We start from the raw sequence: 21,100 nt of genomic DNA on the forward strand, positions 1-21,100 counted from the left end.
GAAATTTTAATCGGCTACTTACTTGGCTTGCGCTAAGCGGTCAGCTTCATCCGCCTGAATATCACTGTCGATAACAGGCTGCAAGTCGCCGTCAAGAACCTGGTCAAGATTGTAAGCCTTGTAATTCGTGCGATGATCCACAATACGATTTTCTGGGAAATTGTACGTGCGGATTCGCTCAGAGCGGTCGAGCGAACGCACCTGTGAGTGGCGCATATCCGCCGCTTCTGCTGCCTCCTGCTCATGCTTCATAGCGAGCAAACGAGACTTTAGCACGCGAAGGGCTGCCGCACGGTTTTGAATCTGCGACTTTTCGTCTTGCATGCTAACAACAATTCCGGTTGGAATATGCGTCATGCGAACCGCGGAATAAGTAGTGTTCACGGACTGTCCACCAGGGCCGGAGCTCATGAAAATGTCGATCTTCAAATCTTTTGGATCGATTTCGATTTCGTCGTCATCTTCGTCTGCTTCTGGAAACACGATTACGCCGGCTGCGGAAGTCTGTATGCGCCCCTGCGATTCAGTAACTGGGATTCGTTGCACACGATGTACGCCACCCTCGTACTTCATGCTTGCCCACACGCCGTCTTCTGGAGCAGGAGTACCTTTTGCGCGAATCGCAAGCTGCACATCTTTTACGCCGCCAAGTTCCGTTGAATTTTCGCTTTGGATTACGGTAGTCCAGCCGCGCTTTTCGGCATAACGCATGTACATACGCAATAAATCGCCAGCAAACAGAGCCGCTTCTTCGCCGCCTGTGCCAGCTTTAATTTCCATAATCATATCGCGCGCATCATCCGGATCCCTAGGAATTAATGCCGTGCGAAGCTTTTCTTTTGCTGCTGGAAGCTGCTCTTCTAAGCGCTTAGCTTCTTCAGCAAAATCTGGGTCGTCGCTTGCCATTTCGTTTGCGGCTTCAAAATCGTCGCAAAGCTGCTTGTAATTTAGGTAAGCATTTACGATTGAGCCGAGTTCTGCGTGCCTGCGGCCGAGCTTGCGAATAGCGTCCGGGTTTGACGCAACTTCCGGACTTCCCATGCGACTTTCAATATCGCGATACTCTTCTAACGCGGTAACTGCTGCCGGGAATTGTTCCTCTACTGACTCAGCCATCATATTCCTTTGTAGTCGCGCTTAACGCGGATTGTAAATCAAAAATTTAAATGTTAAATGTAGAACACTAAACACACATGTTTAGCACATAAAACGCCAGCCCCGATTCCGCGAGTTACACGAAAGCAGGGCTGGCGTCACAAAAGCTACTTAGTCTTCTTACCGTAGCGCTTCTCGAAGCGAGCCACGCGGCCGCCGGTGTCGAGAATCTTCTGCTTACCGGTATAGAATGGGTGGCACTTTGAGCACACGTCAACCGTCATGTGATCGCCATCAGCGGTGGAACGAGTTACGAAAGTGCTTCCGCAAGAGCAGGTAACCTGCACTGCGTGATAGTCGGGATGAATACCCTGCTTCATAATGTCTCCTATGGAATTCGGGCGACCCGGGTCGCAAAGCCCCAATAGCTAAGCGTGAACCGGAACCTTCGTTATTCTAGTCACCACCCTCGACGCGCTTATAATTCGTATAAAAATGGAGCGCATGAAAAATTCAAACGCTCCAAATTTAAATAAATTATTTATTATTGCGACGCTTGCGATGGTGCTTGCCAGTCTTTACCACCGCAAGACCAATTGCTGCGATTGCTGCCGACAAAATACCAGCAGATGCAGAAGAAACCGTGTCGCTACCAGTTTTAGCTAATTCCAGCTTTGCTTCAACAGTTTCTTTTAGATCCTTTTCTTGCTTCTTTTCATCCTCAATAGTTACGTCATATGAAGTAGAAGAATCAAGAGAAGGAATAACTTGCTCAGGCACTGGAGTTGGCTGCTCAGGCGCTGGTGCTGGACTTGGAATTGGTGCTGGAGTTGGAGAGTTTGGTTTGCTCTCAGAAATCACATCAATTTCAACAGCAATTTCCGCTTCGCGACCATACTTATCGGTAGTAGTAAACGTTAGCTCAACTTTTGGCTTTCCATTCACAATCTTAGGAGTGCCGGAAATCTTGCATGCAGTACCAGCGCAGGTTGCGTTAATACCGTTTACAGAATTCGTAACCTTTGAGATTAACTCGTTAATGGTTACTTCCTTACCATCTACCGTAATCTTGTTAGTAGCATCGCCAGATCCTTCAGTCATGTTTTGCAAAGTAAAGTTCGTTAACATACCCTCGCGAGCAGAACCACTAAACTTAAACCTCATAGGAGCCATCTTCTCGAAGTTTGCAGTAATAGTGATTTCGTGTTTTGAGTGAGGCTTTGGCAGCGAAATCTCTGGATTTACTCCAGCATTGCGCAAAACCTGCTTCAAAGCTTCCAAACTAGACTTCTTGGAGCTGCGAATTATCTTTGCAACAAATGGCTTATCTGCTTCATCAGCAAGCTCAGCGAGCACTTCTCGCTGTTCATCAAGAACATAACTATCAATTGCGTTCTCAAGATTAGCAAATGTTAAGTCTATTCCTGCTTCTTGCATCAAATTCTTCAGCGCTTCTATTGAAGAATACATAGAATTGGAAATTTGCTTGGCAAGCCATGGTTGTCCAGCTTCTTTAGCAAGTTTTACAAGCAAAGTCTTTTCATGAACTTGCTCAATGACTTTGTCAACATCAATGCCATTTTGGACAAGCTTATCCTTAATCTTTTGTAAGGAATCATGAGACTGATGAATTTCAGAAGCTAGATCAGTCTTATGATTTCTTTCAGCAACCTGAGCTAATTCTTCACGCTTAGCATTGTAGACTTGCGCAGCATGTTGCTTTTGCGCTTCGTTCAGGAGATTTTGCAAAGCAGCAAGCGTATATTTATCTGAGTTACGAATCAACTTTGCTACATATGGCATACCATCCATAATTGCCATTCGAGCCAAAGCTTCTCGTTCTTCTTCTGTGGCCTTGCGTTTATCTGCCAGAGCCGCTGGCTTTTCAGTCGTATTAGACGACCAATCCTTGAACACGTAGCCCTTATCGGCAAGCACATCTGGAACTGGCATAAGCAAATTAGTAGCGCCGTTTCGTACCCAATATACTGAAACTATCTTGTCGCCAGCACTCTCAAGAGGCGATTTTTGCAAACTTCCGCCCTTACCAGCTACATACGTCACCTTCGTGTAGTTCTTTTCTATGAACTTAGCCGCAGCAGTGCCCTTAGCCGGCAAATCGTTATCTGCAATCACGTTAGGCAAAACATACACATGCACAGGCAACTTAGTTGTAACAGTTTTTTGCTTTCCTATAGTCTTATCAATTTCATCAGTAGGCTTAGTTACATTCACCATAATTGTTGAAATTCCAGGCTTTGAAACATCAACCTTAGCATTCTCATCTACAGATACACTCACTTTAGGGTCAGCACTATGTACGAGCTTATTGACGTTTGGAATCTTATCTCCAACGCCAACAACTGTTTCTGGAATCTTCACACCATCAGCGCCATTTTGTTCAGCAACGAAAATGCGCGGCCTGCTGATATCCCAATTGTCGTGTAAGAGTATGTTTGACTTACGGCTCTTTGCATCATACATTTGCCACTTTGTAAAACCGGAAAGTTCTGCAGCAGTATCGTTTGCAACTTTTTGAGCAAACTTAATGTTATCTTCTTTATCTTTTCCGTGACGAATATACAGAAGTTTTGGCTTATACGAACCGTCAGCCCACGTTCTACCAAATCCTGGAAGGAATATGGTTGCAACGTAGCCATCTGGAATATCGTCTTGTTGAGAAGCGTCAATTACGTTTGGCACAAGCTTATAACGTGCTATAAAAGTGGTGTTCCCACTAAACTTCATACCAGCAATTTCAGCACTAGAATATAGCTTAATTTTTGGTGGATTCGACACAGTAGTAGGTGTTGGAGCCGCAGTAGCAACAAGTGTCACAACAGGGACTACTGATGCAGCAGTATTTGTACCATTCGTAATATTTGGCGTGTTGGTCGAATTTGCTACAGGTGCAGTAGCTGCCTGCATCTCCCAGCCTTGGAACTCGTAATGGTATCCTTTTGCATCGTAATCCTTGCCAATAACCTGCGGTGCACGAACGCCACTAGCAGATTGCTTATACGCGTAGTACAACTCGCGCGAACCTTCAGCAAATTCACCCTTGCCATTTGGTGACTTATTATCACTCTGAGCATTTATAAAGTTGACTGAAACATACTTAGTCTTATCAAAAACTAGTTTGCGTTCAGCATTAGCACCAGTTTGCAAACTCGACTGTTGACTATCATTCTTCGGCAAGCTTTCTGGATACATAAGCTGATAAAGCACTTTTAAGCGTCCTACAAGTCTATAAGCCTTGTAATCCACTGCATCCTTATACTTAACTGTAACTTTCAAAGGAACAGTGTACAAAGCAGGCTTCTTAAGCATTTTTTGTTTAAACTTATTTTGTTCAGCTTCAGTTGGTAAATCGTATTCGACTTTTATGTCTTCTATGCCATTATTCACAGCAGCATCTGCTTTGAGTTGAGGCATATTAGTTATAAAATCGGTTAGCTTTGGAAGCGTGTCAGGGTCATCTTGCACAGCAACAAGGTAATCAGTCTGCACTGCTGGCTCTGTCCAAGGGGTTTGATCTGCCACGAACTCTTGGAATGGTTCATTGACTTTCCAGCCATCTTTCCAATCACCGGTCACGTCAGCAACATCTTTAACTTCAGTAACTTTCTTACCGTCATTAAGCATACTGCTTCGTTTCCAAGTGCCAGTAGCTCCAGTGAGACTGCCTTTCAGCATCTCAAGAACATTCACTTGCTTTCCATTAATGATCTTCGTAATTTGGGAAATATCAGTGCCCTTCTTTACGTAGAACACTTTAGGTCCACTCGTGCCGTCACTCCACAATCGTCCTGGAGCAGGCTTGAAGATTGCAACTACAGCATCTTTAGGAACTTCACCGCCGTCAGAGGAACTCGAGAAGTATTCAATCTTCTTGTAAACAGCGTTATAAGTTATGCCGGAATTATCGTTAACCTTAACATCCTTATAACGACCTTCAGAATCGATATCGTACTTCTGCTCTGGATTCGGATTCTCAGCAGTCGGCTTTACAACATTAGTTGCCCAGCCCTTAAACACGTAGTGGTAATTATCGGCACTATGATCCTTACCGAAAGCTTGCGGCACGCGGATTCTAACATCCTTACCTTTATAAACGTACGCAGTAAGCGTAGTGTCTCCGTCATCAGGATGATTAGAATTATCTCCATCGTGACCAATAATAGTGCCTTCATCGTTCTTACCGGTAAAGGTAATCGGCACGTACTCGTCTTTATGCTTGCTACCGTAGTCAGTAGCCTTAAACTTCTCCCACTCGCTTCCGTACACCAAATCCGGCAGCGTGCGGTACAGCACTTCAGTTTCAGCAATGTTGCCATCAAGATGCACTTGCACTTTAATCTTGTGCAAGCCTGGAGTGTTGTCAAACTTTTCGTCTTTACCGAATGAGAACGTAGCATCACTTGGATACTCATCAGCATTCGTTATAAGAGCTTTAGCTGCAGTTGGATCAGCCGGATTCAAAGTATCTATTGGCTTCAAAACCTTAGTATCAATTGCAACAGGAGCTTTTATCTTGAAGTTAGCAGTGTAAATTACCTCAGGATTGTTCTGCTCTTCGGAGCGAATCGGCAAGCGATTTACACCATCGGAATACTGAAGCGTATGCGAGCCAACTTCAGACGAACCGACTTTCGAAGTCCAGCCTGCAAACTCAAATCCAGGCTTTGCTTTCACTGTTGGAAGTGGCATTTGATAAGCTTTTGTGCCCTTAATTGCGTCGTACACAAGAGCAGAGCCGTCAGCTACATCCTTGTTCTGCCAGTCAACAACGCTGCCCATAGAGTCTTGACCATCAGCCACTTTAAACACGTAACGCGTGTAGTGATCTGGGCGAGCTTGATAATCGTCCTTACGCTTAAGCACGCGTACGTCATCATATCTAAATGTGATAGTACGAATATCGTCAGCTTTTTGCTTGCCGTAAGCATCAGTAACGTATTCAATACGCTGCTGCGTATTTTCTGGCTTAAAGCCTTCAATAGGCTTGTAGAATACTACGTCATACTTTCTATTTACAGAGCTAACTTCGCTTTCTGGAAGAAGCTCCTTTTCTTTACCGTCCTTACCAATAGTTACATAGCGAACTTTGTACTTGCGCATATTATAAGTTTGGTAAATAAACTCGCCAGTATTCTCAGATTCAGTACTCGAAGCTTCAAAGCTCGTGAAATGCTTATCTGGGAAGTGCGTTTCGTCACTATAGACTGCTTCCGCATTGTAGCGCAAATGCTCGCGCAAGCCGGAAACCGTTTGCTCGGCGGTATGGTCTACCATCGCAGCTTTGGCCTCTTTCGTAACAGCATTCTTATAGTCAGAAATCGTGTATCCAGGCTTTAAGAATATATGCTTAAAAGTGCCTTTGTAGCGAGTATCCTTCACCCACACTGCGTTAAGCGTTATATCTTCTACTACTTTGTTGCCAAAGGCGTACGGCAAAGTTTTGCCATTCTTGTTGATTTCCCAACCGTAGAAGTCGTAGCCTTTACGAGTTGGAGTGCCTATTTCATCCTTTTCGTCAATAACATGGTAGCGAGCGAACTCCTTTTTCTTAACTACGTTTGTGCCAGCTACCTCATTACCGTTCCCATCGATATTCGGCATATTGTAGTTAAACGTTACCGTGTGCTTAATATTGGTTGGCTTACCCCACGCAGCATAAAGCTTAATGCCATTAACTGGCATTGTAATATCTTTAGCTTTGCTTTTATCTTTGCTTTCACCTTTAGCATCTTCACTCTCGCCATTTATAAGCTGACTACCAGCTTGATCAACAGCCCAGCCTTTAAACACGTAGTCTTTTGGCAAATTGTTAGGACGAGTGATGGAGTAAGTCTTGCCGTTAAGCGTGAAAGTGTACTTTCCATCGAACTGCTTAGACGTATCGTTAGCATTGTCTTTAGTTACAGAATCATCGTAAGACGTATCTTTTCCGTATAAATCTTTGTCTTCGCCCGTCAAATCTTTTTTGCCGCGCTTAGTCAAGCTATACTCGTACGGCAATCTCTCTGTAGCAGCGCCATCCTTTGCGTTGCTTATAGCCTTGCCGTCCGCATTATAAAACTGCACGTCGTACGACTGGCGGTCATACTTAAACTCAAGTGGTTTGTTATCATTAAATTCATTTTCATCACCTTTATAATTTTCTTGTTCATCTACTGGAACGCCCCTATACTTTCGAAATGCTAAATGATACTTTTTAGCAAAAGCTTTCTGCTCATCCTCACTTAAATCATCCCAATCCCCATGAGCATGAGATTCGTTATACCACACTTCCAGATTATCTTTAAAGTCGTCTGAATCTAACGCATCACCAACTTTTGTCTTATCATAACCATCAGCAGGATTAAAACCAGCAATAGATGGAGCTGGATAATCATAGCCAGTGTTGGGAGTATCATCTTTGCTATAAGAATCGGTAGAAAGCTCATAATCGTCATCGCTTGCTGTACCACCCTTTTTAGCGGATGCAATACTTTGCTTCCTAATAATCACCTGTATAGGCTGACTTTGATCACTGCTATCAGCAGTAAGCAGACGCTGATTATCTTTTAACTCGTATGTAGTTTGAGGAGTCTTCTCAGGGTCATCGCTAATTCTAGGTGCTACTTTGTCTTTTTGATCTTTTTTAAAAACAGCACGGAATTCAGGGTCAGCAAATTCTTCTTTAGTAAAACGATACGGAGGAGTGTCACGATACTTTATATCCCCCGCAAATCCAAGCTGCCACCCTAAAGAGCCTTTTCCCTCTTCACTAAAATATAATTCATTTACATCAGGCCAAATATCAGTAAGCTTTTGACCGTAACGAACCTTTACGCGGTAGCCTTTATGGTTAATTGCATTGTCATTATCATCTTTGTCTTTTTTATCATACTTATCCGAGCAACCGCCACCGCCAGCATAGCAATAAATAGTTGTTTTGCCGTTTTCATCTTTTCTTTTTATAGCAACATTGTCACCCCTATTTACGCCAGCAGGCTTAGCAAAAATAAGCTCGTACTCGTTGCGATCGTAAACTAAGTTAAGAGTGTTGTTTAAGTCGTTTGCGCAAAGCTTCGCTTTACTGCGTTTGCCTAAATCTGGGCGACCCTGCACAAGATTATGTTCCTCACTGTTAAGCTCTTTAGTCAGCTTCTTATTCACGTGGAAGTAGCGAGTGAATAAGTCCTTACCCTTGTTGTTAGCATCACCAGGATGCTCAGTATCATACCCGTCTAAGCTTGTTACAGGCGTATCGTTCATCCAGTTGAACTTTGAAATTAAGCCATCTTTATGATTATTCGCATCTGTACCTTGCAGCTCTTCTTTTGTTAAGCCAAGCTCCGGGTTCGTTACATAATCAGTTTCGCTTTTACCATTAAGCTCATCAGTATCTTTAGCAACACCAGCATCATCCATCTTATCGAGCACAACGTCGCTATCAGTTTGCACATTCGTGCGCTCAACAAGACCAACAAAGTCGTAGTTTACAAGCGAATCCGGATGCTCTTTGTCTACCAAATCCGCCTTCTGTACCCACACGTTCACGCGGTAGCTGGTAGTATTGTTAGCTTCCCAAACTGCGCGGAATCGCACATTGTGATCCGGCATCTTGTAGTTAGTAGAATTTCCTTTAATTAGTGGACTACCAGAAGTATTTGATTGATTAGTATCCCCTGGTTTTACTACCTGCCACCCAAGGAACTTATGACCACGATATGTAGGTTCTGGAACCGCAGGCACTTCCTGATCATAATACACTTTTTGAGCAGTAACATCCGTGCCGCCAGCAGAATCGTAAGTAACTTCATACGCCTTACGATAGTAACGAAGGTTCAAAACTAGCTTGTCTTTTTCATCTTCAGAATCAGAAAGTGGCGAGCTAATAAGATTATGCTCCGGCTCGTAGCCTGGAATATACAGAGCTACAGCACTCACATCTGAACCAACAGTGCCAGTAACTTCAGTGACGTGGATACGTTCTTTTTTGCCATCTTTGTAAGTTACTTCAATAGTCTTGCCAACGCCAAGATTTGGAGCATCGTGAAACTCATCCTTATTATCGAGATCCTGCACCAAGTGACGCACATAGTACTTAGCTGTTTTAGGAGCGTAGTTGATATTCAACTCGCCGTAATACTGAATGCCGTCTTCTACTGCCGGTTGCGCAGATGATGAAGATTGCGAAGTTGTTTGAGATGACGAGGCTTGCGGGGCTTGAGCGCCGTTGTTAGCTCCAACAGCAGGCCTTTTCTTTACAGCATACTCAGTAATCAGCTTCTTACTCAAACGCAAGTAGCGCTTAGCATCCGCATCCGTACCGTCGTCAATAACAAACTTGCCTTCGTCGTTTTTAATGTAGTACTGATAATCCCCGGAATGGTATACAGATGGACGGTATCCAGCAGCCTGCGGAAGCTCAATGTATTCGTACTTACCATCTTTGTCAAGCTTATCGAAGTCTTCTTGGTCAATTGTAAGCTCATAAGGCTGTACAAGCTGCTTATTCGCAGCACCGCCAATCGTATAGCGAATTTGCAAATTGTACGTAGCTTTTGGCTTAGTGTCGGTTTGTACCTGTTCGTTGGCTTGCTCTGTGCTCTTCGCCTCTGGATTATCCGTATTCGGCTTAATTACCTGGCTGTCTGGATCAGTTGCTGCGTTATTAGTTGTTGTGCCAGCGTTCTGTGTGCCAGAGGTCGGTGCAGGAGAAGGTGAAGGCGTTGGCTGATTGCTCGAAGTAGACCTAGACTCTGGAGCAGGTGTTGAGCCAGAAGCTGAATGCGTAGTACTTTTACCTTCGCCTGGGACTCTTGTATTTTCACCTTGTGTATTGGTTTGCGAACCTTGAGCAGAGCCTTGTGAACCTTGTGTAGAGCTTTCTGTACCCTGCCCTTGCGCACTTGACACTTGCGCATTACCTTGTGCAGTTGTATCTGCACCTGGGATCGCTGCAGTTCCAGCACCAGCGTTAGCTTCTGTACCTGTTGAAGTTACAGGAGTAGACGGCGCAGTTGTATTATCTGCAGGAGCCGCAGTCTGAGATATAGGTGCATTATTTGCAGGAGCTACACTACTCCCGTTGGAAGCACTATTACTGCCATCAGCAGACGTACGAGCACGCACTTTTGTCGTATTTGCATTACTTACTGTATTCGTATTTTCTGTGTGAGTGCTTGAAGGTTGTGCGTTTGTATTCTGCACTGGCGCAGGCGCACTTACTGCAGCAGATCCAGCAGACCCAACAGCATTTACCGTATTTTCAGCAACATTTGACTTTGAGCCTAAAGTTGCATTCTTAATCTCAGAAGTCTTTGTAGGCGTAGCAGACTGAACACTATTAGAAGCTTTATTAGAATTTGCAGACTCAATATTCTTCGCATTTTGCAAATTCTGCAAATCACGTGTATTCTGAGCGTTCTCAATAGTCCCATAAGAATGTCCGAAATTAACCTGTTCTGAAGAACTGCCTAACTGCGAATCAATTTCGCGCTGTTGTGTTTCTTGTTGTTGCGATTCGTGCTGTTTTGCTTCACTCTTATTTATTTCACGCTGCTCAATCTCACGCTGTTGTGCCTCGCGCAACTGTTGCATTTGTGCATCATGGCGCGCAAGCTCTACAAACTTTTGAGTTTGAGCACTCTTATTGAGCACGCCAGCACCCCAACGCTGCATGTTCAATTCGTCTACATCAGGCTTACCTTTGCCCATTTTTTGCGTCATATTAGACGCATCGATAATATCTTTTTGAGTAGGCTGAAGCGCGGAAGCTACAACAGATGGCAGCATCATTGCCAAAGTTGAAGCAACAGCAACTCCAGCAACTCCCTTACGCAAAGCACGAGAACGCTTCACCGCATGAGCCTTACGAAGTGTTCTTCTTGGTACCACATCACCGTGTAAATCTTTACGCTCTGCCATTATTTCTCCTCACTCCAACCAATTTCAAGTAGACCACGCATACTTATAAATCTTCATATGTATTATACATGAATACAGTATATGGGCATAAAATAAACATTTGTTATAATCTTTTATTCATTACAAATCAACTACAACTCATATTTACGCTTGGCAAATAAAATCACCTAACTAATAGTATACTAATCAATACCCCCCCCCAAAAAAAAATCATCCGAACGACTATGCCGTGAGGAATAAGTGCTCAAGCAGTTCGTAACGTTAAAATATGATACAATGTAGAAATGTGTGCTCTAGAGCAACAATTGTTTGAAAAATCAAAAGGGGTCGATCGGTTTCGACGGCGATCTGTTCGCCGCGGGGAAGCGTGCCGAGAATGCGGAAGTCCACTCGTAAACGTCCTTTCGCAAAAGAATAAGTGCTAAATCTAATCGCACTGAGTTCGCTCTCGCTGCCTGAGCTTCGCGCCAGGATTAACCAGTGAGCAGCTGCTCCGTTCACCCACTCACGTCTTCGGAGTGGTGCTGAACGTCATAAGAAGACTTGCTTGAATTGCCGAGCTGCAGGGCAATTCAGGGACTTTGACTGTAGATATGCTCGCCATGAATTGTCTGCGATAACATGGGGGCAGAAAAACTGCCGCACGGCCAGCAGACTACGCACGTAGAAGACCGAGGGTACGGTCACCGGACCGGGGTTCAATTCCCCGCGACTCCACAAACGCAATAACGCCACTGCTCAAACAGTGGCGTTTTTTGTAGCAAAACCCAAATTATTTGAGTTATTTCCTAAAACCCAACGTTCCCAAGATTTAAGCTAAGCGTCAAAAGCATCTCCGAGATGGTGCTGAGTAGCGTGCTCAGTAGCGTCAGAACTATTGCAATCAAACTCCCCCGCATCCGCAGCATCAACAATCGCGAGCGCAGCTTCCGCAAGATCCGGTCGCAACGCGTCCAACCAGTAAATGCGTGCATCCCTACCAAACCAACCCATTTGTTTGCGTGCAAGTCGTCGAGTTTTTTGCGCAATATCCGCAAAAGCCTCATCCTCACTCCAAACGCCATCCAAATAATCCATAATCTGCTGGTAGCCAAGAGCACGAGCTGCAGTCACACCCAATCGCCCTCGAATTGCGCGCACCTCATCCACAAAACCCTGCTCACGCATAATTTGCGTACGTAAATCCACGCGCTTATCTAAATCTTCACGACGCAAATCTAAGCCAATTTGCACGCAATCAATCACATACTTATACTTCGGAAGCGTTGCGGAATAAGGCTTTCCTGTAAGCTCAATCACTTCAAGCGCGCGAATTGTACGTCGCGGATTGCGCGCATCCATATGAGCCGCAGCAACCGGATCCTTTCGTTGCAACTCATCAAAAAGCGCACCTGCTCCTTCTTTGCGCTCGCGCTCCTCCAAAGCTGCACGAATAGACTCATCCGTGCCTGGAAATGTAATATCATCCACAGCAGCACGAGCATACAATCCCGATCCTCCAACTAAAATCGGCCTCACACCACGCGATTGCAACTCACTAATACACTGCCTTGCCAAAGTTTGAAAGCGCGCAACCGTCATCGTTTCTTCAGGATCAATAATGTCAAGCAAATGGTGTGGTACTTCCGCCTGCTCCTGCGCACTCGCCTTAGCCGTGCCAATATCCATGTAACGATACATTTGATACGCGTCTGCGTTGATGATTTCCGCACGAATCCCGCGCTCAGCTAATTTTTTCGCAAGCGCAATACCAAGACTAGTTTTGCCTGAAGCTGTAGGACCAACTATTGAAATTACTTTAGGAATATTATCCTGCTTATTTTCAGACAAAATACACTCCCCGTCAAAATACTTTCCTAGATTTTGCTTGCGCGCAATCACCTAAGATATTTATATCACGCTTTGCAAAGAATATTACATTTACATACGCACTCCCAGACGTTTAGCAGTTTTTATAGTATTATTAAAAGACGTGATACTTGATCGTCATAACCGCGTAAACGCAGCAGAACTCTATGCGCGTCTTCATAGCAACGAAGCAGCTAATGAAAGCAACAATTTAAGTAGCAATGTAAGCAATACAAAAAATCAACAAAATTGCTCCCAATGCGACAAAACTAATTCGCTTATGCTTCCTGAAGACCAAATCGACGAATTTGTAAACATGATGCAAATTTACGAAGGAGCAATGTACGAAATAAGTACAAAGCTCGAGATTCTAGATAGCGAATTTCAGGTGCGATTCTCTCACGACCCAATTCACCACATGGAACGCCGTCTTAAATCAGTGCACTCAATTTTTGAGAAGCTGCAAAGGCGTCATCTAGATATTTCCACACGCTCTATACGTGATAATCTTTTCGACGTAGCTGGAATTCGCGTAATTTGCAACTACTGCGACGATGTGTATTCTGTAGCACAATATCTTTCTAAACAAACAGACATTCAAGTATTGCAAGTTAAGGATTATATTAAGAATCCAAAACCTAATGGATACCGCAGTTTGCACGTAATTTATGCAGTTCCTGTGTTCTTGTCTTCTGGAGCACACTACACGCCAGTTGAAGTGCAATTCCGAACTATTGCGATGGATTATTGGGCTAGCTTGGAGCACGCTTTAAGATACAAAGCCGGTTTGCCAGATGCAAAGTTGGCTGAACACTCTCAAACTTTGCTCGATTGCGCGCATAGCTTGCAAAATATTGAAACACAAATGCAAGGTATTCACCGCGATATTAATGGTGCTCCTCAAGTTGAAGAGGCACCTAATAGTAAGGCATAATATCAATGCGAAGCGCAAGATTACGAAATACTAAAATCAGCTTATTGTACGAACGTATAAATTATGCTGTATTTTTTTAGCATTTTCCCAGATGCTTTAATTATAATTGTGTGAGAACGTTGTCTTGACAGCGTTTTATTTCATAGCTGTTAAGGAGAAATAATGACAAACTTTACTCAAGATTATTACGGAAGCGGTGCTCCTGAGGTTATTGACACTCAGGCAACATATGCTTTTGAAGAAGCAAAAAGAGTTTCAGTAGGACGCACTTATGGCGAAATGACGCTTGGATTGATTGTTACAACTCTTGTGGCACTGTTCACTCAGAGCGGTAATTTCTGGCTTAGATTTATGTTTGCAACCCGCGGATGGGGTTGGATGATGCTGGCAATTGCTCAGGTTGTGATAGCAGTTGTTCTTGGAACGCGTTTAATGAAGATGAGTGAGACAACAGTACGAGTTTTGTTCTATGCTTATGCTGCTTTAACAGGATTCACTTTAAGCTCAGTCTTTCAAGTATTTAGCCTTGGATCCGTGGCATTAGTGTTTGCTTTAACTGCAGGATTCTTCCTGTGCTTGACAATGCTTGCACTTACTACAAAAAAGGATTTGCTTAAAGCTGGTCCAATTTTAATGGTTGCATTACTTGTATTCGTTGTTGCGCAAATTATTATTTCATTTATTGGGCAAGATACTGGAACCATGCGTCTTATGGCTGGAATTGGCATCGTTATTTTTGCAGGTTTAACAGCTTACGATGCTCAGCAAACTCGCGCATTACTTGCACAATATGAAAATCAGCCTGAAATGGTTAAGAAAGTATCTATTTTCTGCGCATTCCAGCTGTTCTTGGACTTCATTAACATGTTCATCTACTTGCTAGAGTTGCTTGGAGATAATAGAGATTAGTAGTTCTGATTTTCTAAACACAAAACCCTGCTGAATTCGTTCGGCAGGGTTTTTATTTATGTGTTCTGTGTTCCAAACATGGGCGCGACGACATGCTTGAGCGCAGCATTGCGCGCGCGAAAGCAACTCGGAGCGCCGAGCTTGCTCAGGGTTGAAAGCACAGTGTGCTTTCAACGCAAGCGAGGCCTGTCTTCGTCAATAAAGATGAAGACAGGGCAGGTTAGTGTGGTAGTTCATTGGGAGGGAGGTTGTGTTTTGTGAGCGCGATGACATGCTTGAGCATTAACCACAACCGTGCTTCGCATGCCAAATCGCGCTTTGAAGGAGCTTGAAATCATTGGGATTTCAAGCTCCTTCAAAGCGCGCACGAACATAATAAAGACCCCGCGAGGAAACTCGTGGGGTCTTTATTAAGCCTTAGCTAATATTTTCAGTTAGAGAAAATACTAGGCAAGAATCTTGGTCACACGACCGGAACCAACGGTACGGCCACCTTCACGAACTGCGAAGGTCAAGCCCTCTTCCATTGCGATAGCCTGGATCAACTCAACAGTGAAGGTTGCGTGATCGCCTGGCTGAACCATCTCAACGCCGTCTGGCAAGGTGATAACACCGGTGACGTCGGTGGTGCGGAAGTAGAACTGTGGACGGTAGTTGGAGAAGAACGGCGAGTGACGGCCACCTTCATCCTTGGTCAAGACGTAAACTTCGCCTTCGAACTTGGTGTGTGGGGTCACAGAACCTGGAGCAGCCACAACCTGACCACGCTCAACGTCGGTACGGTTGATACCACGGAGAAGAAGACCAGTGTTATCGCCAGCCTCGGCCTCATCCATCTGCTTGTGGAAGGTCTCGATGGAGGTAACGGTGGTGGTCTGAGTTGGACGCAAACCAACAATCTCAACTGGGGTGTTGATTGGGAGCTTACCACGCTCAACACGACCGGTGACAACGGTACCACGACCGGAGATGGTGAACACATCTTCGATTGGCATCAAGAATGGCTTGTCAAGATCGTGAGTTGGGGTTGGGATGTACTCGTCAACAGCCTTCATGAGCTCCTTGACGGTCTCTACCCACTTCTCGTGATCTGGAGCGTCATCGTGCAAAGCACCGTAAGCAGAGGTGCGGATGACTGGGCAGTCGCGATCGAAGCCGTTTTCTTCGAGGAGGTCACGAACCTCTTCTTCGACGAGGTCGATAAGTTCTGGATCATCAACCATATCGCACTTGTTCAAAGCAACGAGGATCTTCGGGACACCGACCTGCTTAGCGAGCAAAACGTGCTCACGGGTCTGAGCCATAGGACCATCGGTAGCAGCAACCACGAGGATTGCGCCATCCATCTGAGCAGCACCGGTGATCATGTTCTTCACGTAATCAGCGTGGCCTGGAGCGTCCACGTGAGCGTAGTGACGCTCAGCGGTCTGATACTCGATGTGTGCGATGTTAATGGTAATGCCGCGTTCCTTCTCTTCTGGAGCGGCATCAATCTGATCGAAGTCATACTGAGGGTTCAGATCTGGATACTCGCCATGCAGCACCTTAGAAATAGCCGCGGTCAAGGTAGTCTTACCGTGATCAACGTGACCAATGGTACCAATGTTAACATGCGGCTTAGTACGCTCGTACTTTTCCTTTGCCATGTGTTTGTCCTCCTGGACGTCTCGTAGTTTGCCTCACACATTTGTGAGAGGTCTTTCGCTACATATTACTGGGTTTCTGGGTTAGGTGCCACTTCGGTGCCAGAACCCAGTCAACGTAGGAAATTCTAGCGTTGACCGGGGACAGAAAACACCGAAGTAGCGTGCGCTTTATTCGCCGCGCTGAGCCTTAATAATCTCGTCCGAAACGGCCTTCGGGACCTCCGCGTAAGAGTCCATCTGCATGGTGAACATTGCGCGGCCCTGAGTCTTAGAACGAAGATCGCCAATGTAGCCGAACATTTCGCTCAGCGGCACCTTGGCATCGATAACTTTCACGCCAGTAGCATCAGTCATAGACTGGATGTTACCGCGACGAGAGTTCAAATCGCCCATGACATCGCCCATGTACTCTTCTGGAGTACGGACTTCGACAGCCATAATTGGTTCGAGAATTACCGGATTAGCCTTAGGAGCAGCTTCCTTGAAGCACATGGAACCTGCAATCTTGAAGGCCATTTCCGAAGAATCGACATCGTGAGTCTGACCGTCGGTGACGGTTGCCTTTACACCCACAACTGGGAAGCCAGCCAAAACGCCGGATTCCATAGCTTCCTGCACGCCTGCATCGATTGAAGGAATGAATTCCTTGGTGATGTGGCCGCCGGTAACTTCGTTGACAAACTGATAGGTTTCGCCAGATTCTGTGTCGAGAGGCTCGAAGTTCATCAAAACCTTTGCGAACTGACCAGAACCACCGGTCTGCTTCTTGTGAGTGTATTCCTGGTTCATAACAGCCTTACGAATCGTCTCACGGTAAGCAACTTGTGGCTTACCAACGTTCGCTTCGACCTTGAACTCACGACGCATACGATCAACGATAATGTCAAGCTGAAGCTCGCCCATACCGGAAATCAAAGTCTGACCAGATTCCTCATCGGTCTTAACCTGGAATGTAGGATCCTCGTCAGAAAGCTTAGCCAAAGCCAAGCTCATCTTTTCCTGATCAGCCTTCGTCTTTGGCTCCACAGCAACCTCGATAACAGGATCTGGGAATGTCATGGATTCCAAAGAAATTGGGTTCTTTTCGTCGCACAAAGTATCACCAGTGCTGACGTTCTTCAAACCAACGAAGGTGTAGATGTTACCAGCTTCAGCTGAATCTACAGGATTTTCCTTATCAGCATGCATCTGGAAGATCTTACCAACGCGTTCCTTCTTGGACTTCGTGGAATCGTACACGGAATCGCCTGGCTTTACTTCGCCAGAGTAAACGCGCACAAACACGAGCTTGCCATAGAATGGATGGGTTGAAATCTTGAATACCAATGCTGCAAATGGATCTGTATTAACTGGCTTACGGTCAATTTCAACAGATTCGTCACCTGGCTTGAAGCCCTTAATAGATGGAACATCTTCTGGGCTTGGGAGGAAGTCGACAACAGCATCCAGCATTGGCTGAACACCCTTATCCTTGAATGCAGAACCGCAAGTTACTGGGAATGCCTTACGCTCAATGGTAAGCTTACGGATACCAGCGCGCATTTCTTCTTCAGTAAGTTCGCCAGTTTCAAGATACTTCTCAACCAGCTCATCGTCAGCTTCAGCAACCTGATCCATAAGCTCAGCACGATACTGTTCTGCACGTTCCTGCAAATCTTCAGGAATGTCAACGGTGTCATAGTGAGCACCCATATCGTCCTTAACGTCATTCCAGACGTAAGCCTTCATACGAATCAAGTCAACAACGCCGACGAAGTCGTTTTCAGCACCGATTGGAAGCTGAATAACGAGTGGAGTTGCACCGAGCTTCTCCTTGATGGTCTTGACAGAATAGTAGAAATCAGCGCCAAGCTTATCCATCTTATTGATGAAGCAGATACGTGGGACGCTATACTTATCAGCCTGACGCCACACGGTTTCGGACTGAGGTTCCACACCTTCCTTACCATCGAAGACTGCTACAGCACCATCGAGCACGCGAAGGGAACGTTCCACCTCAGCGGTGAAGTCCACGTGGCCTGGGGTATCGATGATGTTGATCTGATAGCGATCATCAACGTCATGAGTCTGACGCTTCCAGAAGCAGGTAGTTGCAGCAGACTGAATAGTAATACCGCGCTCCTGCTCCTGAGCCATGAAGTCCATGGTAGAAGCACCATCATGAGTTTCACCGATCTTGTAGTTCTTACCAGTGTAGTAAAGAATACGTTCGGTGGTAGTAGTCTTACCAGCATCAATGTGCGCCATGATGCCGATATTACGAACCATATTCAGGTCGTTAAGCACATCTTGTGCCATATTCTTATCCTTAGCTCTTTAAGATACCGATTATCTTGTGGATTACCAGCGATAGTGAGCAAAAGCCTTGTTTGCTTCTGCCATCTTGTGGGTATCCTCGCGGCGCTTCACGGAAGCACCCAAGCCATTGGAGGCATCGAGAATTTCGTTGGCCAAACGCTCAGCCATAGTCTTTTCACGACGAACACGTGAGAAGTCAGTAAGCCAGCGGAGGGAAAGAGTGTTTGCACGAGCAGGCTTAACTTCGACTGGAACCTGGTAAGTTGCGCCACCAACGCGGCGAGAACGAACCTCAAGATTTGGACGAATGTTATCAAGAGCGCGCTTCAATACAGAAACTGGCTCCTGCTCGGTCTTTGCCTTCACCTGCTCAAGAGCGGTGTAGACGATGTTTTCTGCGATGGACTTCTTACCATCGAGAAGGATTTTGTTAATCAACTGAGCCACGACGGTCGAGCCGTAGATTGGATCAGGAAGCAGTTGATGCTTTTTTGCAGGTCCTTTACGTGACATGTTTTACTTCGCCTTCTTTGCTCCATACAGGGAACGACCCTGCTTGCGGTCCTTGACACCCTGGGTATCTAATGCGCCACGCACGATGTGGTAACGCACACCTGGGAGATCCTTCACACGGCCACCACGCACGAGCACGATGGAGTGCTCCTGCAAGTTGTGACCTTCGCCTGGAATATAGGCGGTTACTTCAATACCAGAGCTGAGGCGCACACGAGCAACCTTACGAAGCGCGGAATTTGGCTTCTTAGGAGTGGTGGTGTACACACGGGTGCACACGCCACGACGCAGCGGGCTACCCTTCAAGGCCAAAGTCTTTGACTTTTTCGGCTTGGCCTGACGTCCTTTACGGACAAGTTGTTCAATCGTAGGCAACTTAAGTTCTCCGATTCATTGTTATTTTCTATTTGGTGAAAACCGCCACACTGCAGCACACCATAACCAAAGAATCGGTTAAAGAGTAAAAGCCACAGTCCACCGGCCCGATGGCCCTCGCGCCTCCAGCCACACATTACTGCGCACTATCTTTGGCACTTGGGATATCCCAACACGCACGCCTATAACATAAGGCACGCCGTTGGCACACACGAATTACTATTATACACCTAATCTTGACAATGCAATTAATAAAGTTTTAAAACCCTATTTAAGAATTGGACGCACAGGAGCAGACACATCTAAGCTGCGTTTGTTTCCAATTTTACTAGGATCATCAATAATCTTGGCAACAATAGCTTTCTTTAACTCAATCTGAGACGAATTGCCCCATATAATAGTTTTTTTAACATCCCCTAATTCTGTTTCGACAGAATCTTGAGTTTTTGCACTAACTCTCGTAACTCTAGCTCGCAAAGATTCCGAAAGTGAACTAACAATTTTTACAGCTTCAAGTACCGCTCTATTATTCAAACTTCTTTGCACATTTGAAACTTCAATAACAGGTATTCCTTGTGTTGTAACTTGAGCTACGGCATTTAACACGCGACCTTTAGCGTCAACAGCAGTTAATTTATTGCTATCTCGAGTTTTGAGCATTGCTGCAGGACGTTGCGCATGTACAGAAACATGCAAACCATTAGGAAAATTCTTAGAAACTTTTGCTTCAGTTACGCCAGGAATATCGTTAAGTTGGTTAATTACTTCTTGAGAAGAAACTAAAAATAGTGATTTACCAACCTGAGTTGACGCAATTGAAGCAATTTTTTGCTCACTCACCCACTCGTTAGATCCAGAAATACTTATATCGCTAGACTTAAGAAGAAAAACTGGCGAGAAGAATAAAAACCAAACAATCGCCGAAACAGAGGCAATCACTGCAAGAATTGCAAGAATTCGTTTAACAGTAAATTGCAAATAAGCAGATTTACGTTCTTTCAAACGCTCTCGAAAATTAATTATTCTAGGACGAGTAATCATTCCAAGAGAACCAGAAGTTTGACTTAAAGTTTTTCTTACAAAATCAAGCTTCGGCAAAAGTCTAGCGTCAACAAACTTACCTTGATGATTTTTTTCATTAACATCAGCTACTCGTATTTGCGATGTGTTTTGGCTGATTATATGCCTTTGGAAACGCTGGTCTTTGCGCAATGACGAAGCAGATCTAGGTTTAGAAATATGAATTTTTTCATCACGCGTTTTTTTGATACTAGATTTTTTTATATTAGATTTTCCGATATTAGATTTCGCACCACGCGCTACACCACGCGCTACACCACGCGCTACACCACGCGTTACACCACTACGCAATTCATTATTAAGCAATTCAGCACTACGAGACGCACTGCTGCTGGATTTATTACTACGAGACTCTTCAGTACGCGCAATATTAAGACTTGAAACGGTACGACGATGCGAATTATTTGCATCAGCATCGTACGATTTGCTTGACCTCACGCGACCCATAATTGCCTCTCGTAATAATTTATTTATATTTTAA

Annotated in this window: 11 protein-coding genes and 1 other RNA gene; 3 read left to right on the plus strand and 9 right to left on the minus strand. The window is 45.0% G+C overall.

Translation table 11 applies throughout. The annotated features are described in order from the left end of the window. Positions 1 to 18: 18 nt before the first annotated feature. The 3 genes from prfA to DOD25_RS04045 all read right to left on the minus strand — a co-directional run bounded on the left by prfA (position 19) and on the right by DOD25_RS04045 (position 11,016). On the minus strand, positions 19 to 1,116 hold the full coding sequence (prfA, locus tag DOD25_RS04035; RefSeq protein ID WP_004118799.1) for a peptide chain release factor 1: 1,098 nt from the start codon (positions 1,114 to 1,116) through the stop codon (positions 19 to 21). Positions 1,117 to 1,262: 146 nt separating this feature from the next. Next, entirely contained in the window at positions 1,263 to 1,475 is a 213-nt protein-coding gene (rpmE, locus tag DOD25_RS04040; RefSeq protein WP_004118797.1) for a 50S ribosomal protein L31, read from the minus strand. A 157-nt stretch (positions 1,476 to 1,632) separates the two neighbouring features. After that, entirely contained in the window at positions 1,633 to 11,016 is a 9,384-nt protein-coding gene (locus DOD25_RS04045) for an InlB B-repeat-containing protein (protein WP_112928779.1), read from the minus strand. 323 nt (positions 11,017 to 11,339) lie between these two features. Between DOD25_RS04045 and ssrA the strand changes: the two genes are divergently transcribed. After that, positions 11,340 to 11,736: a transfer-messenger RNA gene (gene ssrA / locus DOD25_RS04050) on the plus strand. Between the two features lie 96 nt (positions 11,737 to 11,832). Here the strand turns inward: ssrA and miaA are convergent. Beyond that, on the minus strand, positions 11,833 to 12,846 hold the full coding sequence (gene miaA, locus DOD25_RS04055) for a tRNA (adenosine(37)-N6)-dimethylallyltransferase MiaA (RefSeq protein ID WP_112928883.1): 1,014 nt from the start codon (positions 12,844 to 12,846) through the stop codon (positions 11,833 to 11,835). 142 nt (positions 12,847 to 12,988) lie between these two features. Between miaA and DOD25_RS04060 the strand changes: the two genes are divergently transcribed. Both DOD25_RS04060 and DOD25_RS04065 read left to right on the plus strand, forming a co-directional pair. Then, positions 12,989 to 13,798, plus strand: a complete 810-nt coding sequence (locus DOD25_RS04060) for a GTP pyrophosphokinase (RefSeq protein WP_004107417.1) — start codon at positions 12,989 to 12,991, stop codon at positions 13,796 to 13,798. A gap of 162 nt (positions 13,799 to 13,960) precedes the next feature. Then, on the plus strand, positions 13,961 to 14,707 hold the full coding sequence (locus tag DOD25_RS04065) for a Bax inhibitor-1/YccA family protein (protein ID WP_004118787.1): 747 nt from the start codon (positions 13,961 to 13,963) through the stop codon (positions 14,705 to 14,707). A gap of 446 nt (positions 14,708 to 15,153) precedes the next feature. Here the strand turns inward: DOD25_RS04065 and tuf are convergent, their stop codons facing one another. The 5 genes from tuf to DOD25_RS04095 form a co-directional block, all read right to left on the minus strand. Further along, complete coding sequence (gene tuf, locus DOD25_RS04075) at positions 15,154 to 16,353, minus strand: elongation factor Tu (RefSeq protein ID WP_004118785.1); 1,200 nt, start codon at positions 16,351 to 16,353, stop codon at positions 15,154 to 15,156. A gap of 168 nt (positions 16,354 to 16,521) precedes the next feature. Then, positions 16,522 to 18,651 (minus strand): elongation factor G, encoded by a 2,130-nt coding sequence (gene fusA, locus DOD25_RS04080; protein ID WP_004107409.1) that lies wholly within the window; start codon positions 18,649 to 18,651, stop codon positions 16,522 to 16,524. A gap of 42 nt (positions 18,652 to 18,693) precedes the next feature. Next, on the minus strand, positions 18,694 to 19,164 hold the full coding sequence (rpsG, locus tag DOD25_RS04085) for a 30S ribosomal protein S7 (protein WP_004107405.1): 471 nt from the start codon (positions 19,162 to 19,164) through the stop codon (positions 18,694 to 18,696). A gap of 3 nt (positions 19,165 to 19,167) precedes the next feature. Next, positions 19,168 to 19,539: a 30S ribosomal protein S12 gene (gene rpsL / locus DOD25_RS04090; RefSeq protein ID WP_003813881.1), complete on the minus strand. Its 372-nt coding sequence runs from the start codon at positions 19,537 to 19,539 to the stop codon at positions 19,168 to 19,170. Positions 19,540 to 19,806: 267 nt separating this feature from the next. Beyond that, positions 19,807 to 21,066 (minus strand): cell division protein FtsQ/DivIB, encoded by a 1,260-nt coding sequence (locus DOD25_RS04095; protein WP_112928780.1) that lies wholly within the window; start codon positions 21,064 to 21,066, stop codon positions 19,807 to 19,809. Between the last annotated feature and the right edge of the window lie 34 nt (positions 21,067 to 21,100).

Source organism: Gardnerella leopoldii (assembly GCF_003293675.1).
GTDB lineage: Bacteria > Actinomycetota > Actinomycetes > Actinomycetales > Bifidobacteriaceae > Bifidobacterium > Bifidobacterium leopoldii.

Excerpts from the sequence above, each read along its gene's own strand:
- DOD25_RS04095 (WP_112928780.1), bottom strand. The coding sequence starts at position 21,066 with ATGGGTCGCGTGAGGTCAAGCAAATCGTACGATGCTGATGCAAATAAT.
- prfA (WP_004118799.1), bottom strand. The coding sequence starts at position 1,116 with ATGGCTGAGTCAGTAGAGGAACAATTCCCGGCAGCAGTTACCGCGTTA.
- rpsG (WP_004107405.1), bottom strand. The coding sequence starts at position 19,164 with ATGTCACGTAAAGGACCTGCAAAAAAGCATCAACTGCTTCCTGATCCA.
- DOD25_RS04045 (WP_112928779.1), bottom strand. The coding sequence starts at position 11,016 with ATGGCAGAGCGTAAAGATTTACACGGTGATGTGGTACCAAGAAGAACA.
- tuf (WP_004118785.1), bottom strand. The coding sequence starts at position 16,353 with ATGGCAAAGGAAAAGTACGAGCGTACTAAGCCGCATGTTAACATTGGT.
- rpmE (WP_004118797.1), bottom strand. The coding sequence starts at position 1,475 with ATGAAGCAGGGTATTCATCCCGACTATCACGCAGTGCAGGTTACCTGC.
- fusA (WP_004107409.1), bottom strand. The coding sequence starts at position 18,651 with ATGGCACAAGATGTGCTTAACGACCTGAATATGGTTCGTAATATCGGC.
- DOD25_RS04065 (WP_004118787.1), top strand. The coding sequence starts at position 13,961 with ATGACAAACTTTACTCAAGATTATTACGGAAGCGGTGCTCCTGAGGTT.